The sequence below is a fragment of the Methylophaga sp. UBA2689 genome, assembly GCA_002354555.1.
Classification (GTDB): domain Bacteria; phylum Pseudomonadota; class Gammaproteobacteria; order Nitrosococcales; family Methylophagaceae; genus Methylophaga.
In genome coordinates this window covers 1-2,811 of the sequence record DELT01000075.1, presented here as the reverse complement: position 1 = coordinate 2,811, position 2,811 = coordinate 1, and the positions used below count along the sequence as shown (strand labels likewise).

The window sequence follows — 2,811 nt, the reverse complement described above, 5'->3', positions numbered from 1 at the left end:
CTGGGACTATTTTTGCGCCCGCCTGTGTTGTATGAAATACATCCCTGTATTTCACCGCTGCGCGGCCAGTTAAGATGTTCAAATGAGTTCCAGACTCATTTGTCAATCACTTAATTTAGGCAGACACCACTGCTTGCTTTACGCCTTGTCGAACACAAAAATAGTCGCCAGCAGTGGTGGATATGAAAGATCAACAAGCCCTAGCTAAAATGGACGTAAACTTAGTTGTTTAGATGATAGTTCTGCTGAATTGATAGAGTTTTTTCCACAAAGACGGTTGTGAGTGAAAAAATTTACTTGGTTTTGTTACGAGGCGTTTTAAAACCATTACAACTTTAGAGAATAAAAAATGTGCAAAAAAAAAGGGTAAACCCGAAGGTTTACCCAAAGCTCAGCACGCAGCGAGAGAGAACGAACATGCACTGAAGAAAACTACAATTATGTTATTGCATGAACGATGCCAAGATTTTAATTTGAATAAAAACAGTTACTTATAAAATTACCAAAAAAGCATAGTCCATTTTTCGCACCACAAAACAGCAGCTTTGCACCTCAGCAGCGCATCGACAGGCTTGTTGCTCTTATCTAACCATTTCGTTGGACAAAAATAACCTCTAACAGTGGTGACTCTATAAGAACAACTGAGCCAAGTGCTCAACAAAGGAATTTTTCCTAACTAATCGTGGGTCAATACCAATAAGTTTGAGTAACAAAGCGAGTTTGTCCGAATGAATCGAATCAGTGTTTATCTCTTTTTAATAGTTTCATCGCCAGTAATTGCTGCCGATATGCAAAATTCTCAAAGTCTGATCAAAGATTGTTATCAGGAATGGCAAAGTCGTGGATGGACTTTAGGTGAAGATCGAAGACCAGCTGACAGTTTGGCCGGCTTCCGTGACGGAATTATGCGAATTTGTGAAGTCCGAACAGAACTATTTCTGCAGGATGAAGATGTTTCTCCTTATATTCAGGGACGTCTTCGAGATCTGGCACCTTACGTTTTCACCGCCACTAAAGAAGACATTAAACAACGTATTCTGCAGGTGAAGGATCAAACTGGCTATCCAATGGGATCAGACCGTTTATCCGAATAACAAAACTGAACCTCAATATTTTCTTACCGAGCGGCATTGCAAGTTAAATCTGCTAGGGCTTGTTGATCTTTCATCTCCGCCTTGTAGGACGAAAAAATAGCCACCAGCAGTGGTGGATATGAAAGATCAACAAGCCCTAGAGCATAGACTATAATTCTATATTTAAGCCAAAATACTCCCCACTTAGCTGTGAAAGTGTTGGTATGGTTACTCATAATTTTTAACGCAAGAATACTAAACGATGAGCCGATCTCTTTTTTCAAACGTTTCATTACTTTTCATTGGGTTATGCCTACTGTTTATCCTGTCAGCCTGTTCGGAAAAAACGGAAACTGAATCTTCCGCCATGTTCAGAGCTGATATACAGCGCACAGGTGATTTCCAAACGACAGGCCCACAGACAAAACCAGAAATTCTCTGGCGTTATCATGCAGAAGTAGGTGCCTCATCCTCGCCAGTCAGCAGCGGCAATCTGATCTTTTCCGGTCGTTTTGATGGCTTAATGCTGGCGTTGAATAATCAGACAGGCGAAGAAAAATGGCGATTTGTCACTCAGGCGGGGATTTTTTCAACACCGGCTGTTGCTGAAGAACAAATCATCTTCGGCAGTGATGATAAGAATATCTATGCCCTCAATAAATATAACGGCAGTTTTCTATGGGCTTTCGAAACACAGGATAAGGTGTTTGCTTCTCCTTTAATTACCGACAACCTGGTGCTTGTTGGCAGTCTGGATCATTTTTTTTATGCCATCGACAGGCATAGTGGTGAACTGAAATGGCGCATCAAAACCGGCGGTCATGTTGATTCGTCAGCAGCAAAAGAGGGCGATACGCTGTATTTCGGTAGTGATGATGGTTTGTTATATGCCGTATCGATGGAGGGGGAGGTGTTATGGACTCTGGATACAGGTGCTGCTATTGATGCTTCTCCAGTGATCGCTAGTGACGACAACATGCTCTATGTCGGTAACGATGCCGGGGTGTTGTTTGCTGTCGATCTTGAAACAGGTCAGCCGATATGGAACTTTGAATCGGGTTCAAGACTATTTGCCTCAGCTGCTTTGAAAGAGCAGCAAATCATTTTCGCTGCCACCGATGGCAGGGTTTTCGCCTTAAATAAAGAGAGTGGTGAACCATTCTGGCAATTTGATACTCAGGCAACGGTTTTTTCTTCGCCAGCGATTGCTGGCGAGCAGCTCTATATTGGTGCAATGGATGGATATCTTTATGCGCTTGATATAAATAACGGTGAGCAAAAATGGCGTCTCGATTCAGGATGGGCCATCTTTGCATCACCGTTTGTAGATAATGGAATACTTTATATAAGCAGTGATGATGGTGATTTATTAGCCTTACGATGATTTATTCAAATGCTCATGTTCGTAATAATAGTTTGTCGCTTCAACAAAACCTTCTACGCTGCCACAATCAAAGCGCTGACCTTTGAATTTTACGGCTAAAACCAGACGATCCTGTGCCAGCAAGCGCAGGGCATCGGTTATTTGAACCTCACCATTGGTGCCGGGTTTGGTTTTACGCAGATATTCAAAAATTTCCGGTGTCAGAATATAGCGTCCGATAATTGCCAGATTGCTTGGGGCTTCTTCAGGTTTGGGTTTTTCAACCATGTCTTTAATTTGATAGATACCCGGAGCGATTTCATCACCGGAAATGACACCATAGCTATGGGTTTCATCAGCAGGGACTTCCTCAAT

General features: G+C 42.3%; 4 protein-coding genes. 2 read left to right on the top strand and 2 right to left on the bottom strand.

The features are described 5' to 3' along the window. Positions 1–728 precede the first annotated feature (728 nt). Positions 729–1,094, top strand: coding sequence for a hypothetical protein (locus tag B3M51_RS08990; RefSeq protein WP_292758449.1), 366 nt, complete (start codon positions 729–731; stop codon positions 1,092–1,094). A 23-nt stretch (positions 1,095–1,117) separates the two neighbouring features. Here B3M51_RS08990 and B3M51_RS08985 read toward each other — a convergent pair whose 3' ends face one another. Further along, complete coding sequence (locus B3M51_RS08985) at positions 1,118–1,366, bottom strand: hypothetical protein (RefSeq protein WP_292758447.1); 249 nt, start codon at positions 1,364–1,366, stop codon at positions 1,118–1,120. A gap of 74 nt (positions 1,367–1,440) precedes the next feature. Here B3M51_RS08985 and B3M51_RS08980 point away from each other — a divergent pair, with 74 nt between their 5' ends. Next, positions 1,441–2,457 carry a PQQ-binding-like beta-propeller repeat protein gene (locus tag B3M51_RS08980; RefSeq protein WP_292758445.1) on the top strand — a complete coding sequence of 339 codons (1,017 nt, stop codon included), beginning with the start codon at positions 1,441–1,443 and terminating at the stop codon, positions 2,455–2,457. On the opposite strand, the gene B3M51_RS08975 is transcribed toward B3M51_RS08980, so the two are convergent. After that, positions 2,449–2,811, bottom strand: a 363-nt coding sequence (locus tag B3M51_RS08975) for a sugar phosphate nucleotidyltransferase (protein WP_292758443.1), incomplete at its 5' end; no start/stop codon positions are given. The genes B3M51_RS08980 and B3M51_RS08975 overlap by 9 nt on opposite strands.